The sequence below is a fragment of the Methylibium sp. T29-B genome, from assembly GCF_000576225.1.
GTDB classification, from domain to species: Bacteria; Pseudomonadota; Gammaproteobacteria; order Burkholderiales; family Burkholderiaceae_C; genus Methylibium; species Methylibium petroleiphilum.
Genome location: NZ_AZSN01000300.1, coordinates 1 through 2,357, shown reverse-complemented (window position 1 = coordinate 2,357; position 2,357 = coordinate 1). Strand labels below are relative to the sequence as shown.

The 2,357-nt window shown below is 72.1% G+C and carries 3 protein-coding genes; 1 reads left to right on the top strand and 2 read right to left on the bottom strand.

The genetic code is table 11. From position 1 onward, the window contains the following. The first annotated feature begins 223 nt into the window (after positions 1 to 223). Positions 224 to 979, top strand: a complete 756-nt coding sequence (locus Y694_RS21350; protein WP_036236446.1) for an urease accessory protein — start codon at positions 224 to 226, stop codon at positions 977 to 979. Positions 980 to 985: 6 nt separating this feature from the next. On the opposite strand, the gene Y694_RS21345 is transcribed toward Y694_RS21350, so the two are convergent. Beyond that, positions 986 to 1,687 (bottom strand): methyl-accepting chemotaxis protein, encoded by a 702-nt coding sequence (locus tag Y694_RS21345; RefSeq protein WP_081771444.1) that lies wholly within the window; start codon positions 1,685 to 1,687, stop codon positions 986 to 988. Between the two features lie 119 nt (positions 1,688 to 1,806). Further along, positions 1,807 to 2,274, bottom strand: a complete 468-nt coding sequence (locus Y694_RS21340; protein ID WP_051495969.1) for a nuclear transport factor 2 family protein — start codon at positions 2,272 to 2,274, stop codon at positions 1,807 to 1,809. Positions 2,275 to 2,357 lie beyond the last annotated feature (83 nt).

Below are 2,357 nucleotides of genomic sequence, written 5' to 3'. Positions count from 1 at the left end.
CAGGTCGCGGCCGCCGCGGCAGCGCGCGGCGAAAGCGGGCCGGCCGTCGGCACGGCCATCCAGCGGCAGCGCATCGAGGCCGTCGGCGCTGCGTTGGCCATCACGACCGGGCCCGTCGATTGAAGGGGCTCGTCGTTCCGCTGCGACTGCAGTCCCCTGCGCCGATCGCCGAGAATGCAGCCACCTCGCGCAGCCGCCTCATCGCTCTCGGATTTCCCGCCTCATGATCACCGGCACCGTGCTCCTGTTCGGCCTGCTGTTCGGCATGCAGCATGCGCTGGAGGCCGACCACCTGGCCGCCGTGGCCACGCTGGTCGCGCGCGAGAAGGACACCCGGCGCGCTGTCCGCCAGGGCGTGTTCTGGGGCCTGGGCCACACCCTCACGCTGCTGCTGTTCGGCGGTGTGGTGATGGTGATCGGCGTGGTGCTGTCCGAGCGCTGGGTGCACGGCCTCGAAGGCGCCGTCGGCGTGATGCTGGTGCTGCTGGGCCTGGACCTGCTGCGCCGGCTGTGGCGCGAGCGGGTGCACTTCCATGCCCACGTCCACGCGCCGGCGGAAGCGGCGGGGTCCGCCTCGCTCGACGGCGACGCCGCCCGTGCCGATGCCGCGCCGCATTTCCACGCGCACTCGCACCGCGGCGATACCGCGCCGCACGATCACCGCCAGCACCGGCACGAACACCGCCCGCTGCCGCTGCGCGCGCTGCTGGTCGGCATGGTGCACGGGCTGGCCGGCTCGGCCGCGCTGGTGCTGCTGACGCTGCAACAGGTGCGCGACCCCTGGGTCGGCCTGCTCTACGTCGTGTTGTTCGGCCTGGGCTCGGTGGTCGGCATGGCCGCGCTGTCCTGGACCGTGGCGCTGCCGATGCGCCTGACCGCCAGCCACCTCGGCCGCTACCACCGCGCGCTCAGCGTGATCGTGGCGCTGTTCAGCGTCGGGCTGGGCGTGCACGTCGTGGCCAGCCAGTGGCTGGCCTGAGCCGGCTCACGCCACCGAGCTGCGCATCGCCTCGCGCACCAGGCCGTCGAGCTTGCCGGTGATCTGCGTCAGTTCGGCCGACACCACCGCGAACTCCCGTCCCGAGTCGCCGGCCCGCGCCGCGATCACCTGCGCGTTGAACGACACGATGCGCGCCTGCTTCGCGATCGTCTCGATCTCGCCCATCACGCCCGCCAGCTGCTTCTTCACCGTCGCGGCCTGGCGTTTCGCCAGGTCCTCGTAGACCTGGGTCACGCGGTTCAGCACCGCCAGCAGCGGCGTGGCGCTCTCGACCAGCTGCTCCAGCAGGTCGGGCACCGCGCGGGTGCGCAGCGGGATGGCCTCCAGCACCCGCTCGGCCAGCTCGATGAAGCTTCGGATCACGCGGTCGGCGCCGGTCGCGCCGAAGTAGGCGTCGCGCAGTTCGTCGCAGTACAGGCCCGGCAGCGTGTCGTCGCCGTCCACCAGCGCCGCGTGGGCCTTGCGGAACACCGCCAGGGCCTCCGCGGACAACGCCAGCGCGCCGTCGCGGCCCTGCATCGCCAGCACCGCATACAGCACCACGCGCTGCGAGGTGAAGCGCCGCCGTCCGGACAGGTTGATCAGCGTGCCGTAGACCTCGCCCGACAGCCTCAGCGTCGCCGGGGCACCGGTCTGGGGCCGGGAGGGCGCACGTTCTGCGTGCGCCGTCATCAGACTCTGTGGCATCTTGCTCGGCTCGTGGCAGCCGCGTGGAAACGTTGCCCCGGGATAGCAGGGTCCGTACCAGCGGGCGCACGCCCCGGGCCCTGCAGGCCGGGGGCGTGCCATCCGGCACGGTGGCTGCCTCAGGCCGGCTTGCGCGGTGACGTGACGCGGTAGCCGCGCCCCGCGTAGTCGAAGTCGCCCAGCTCGAGCCGGGCGATGCCCTCGGCCTGCGGCGACGCGTAGAAGGCGCGGATCTCGCGGATCAGCCCCGAGGCGCGGTCGAACTCCACGCACTCGGCGCCGCGCAGCACCTTGTCCTGGTTCGTCTTGAAGTGCGTCCACTCGATCGCCGCCTCGGCCGTCTCGGCGTCGATCACCAGCGCATCGATCGTCCAGTACGAGCCCAGCGTCTCCACCGCCGTGCGCCAGCGGTGGGCGATCTGCGCAGCGCCCCGGAAGGCGCCGCCGTACATGCCGGCCGGGAAGTAGTGCACGGCCTCGGGCACGAAGCAGGCGATCATCTTCGCCTCGTCGGCCTCGTTGCAGCCGTCGTAGTAGGTGCGGATCACCTTCTCCATCGCGGCGCGGCTGAGGGTGGGGTGGCTCATGTCAGTCGCCCCCCCGCAGGTTCTGCACCTGGAACAGGCTGGGCGGGTTGAGCTTGGGATCGACCTGGCCCTTGAACTGGCCG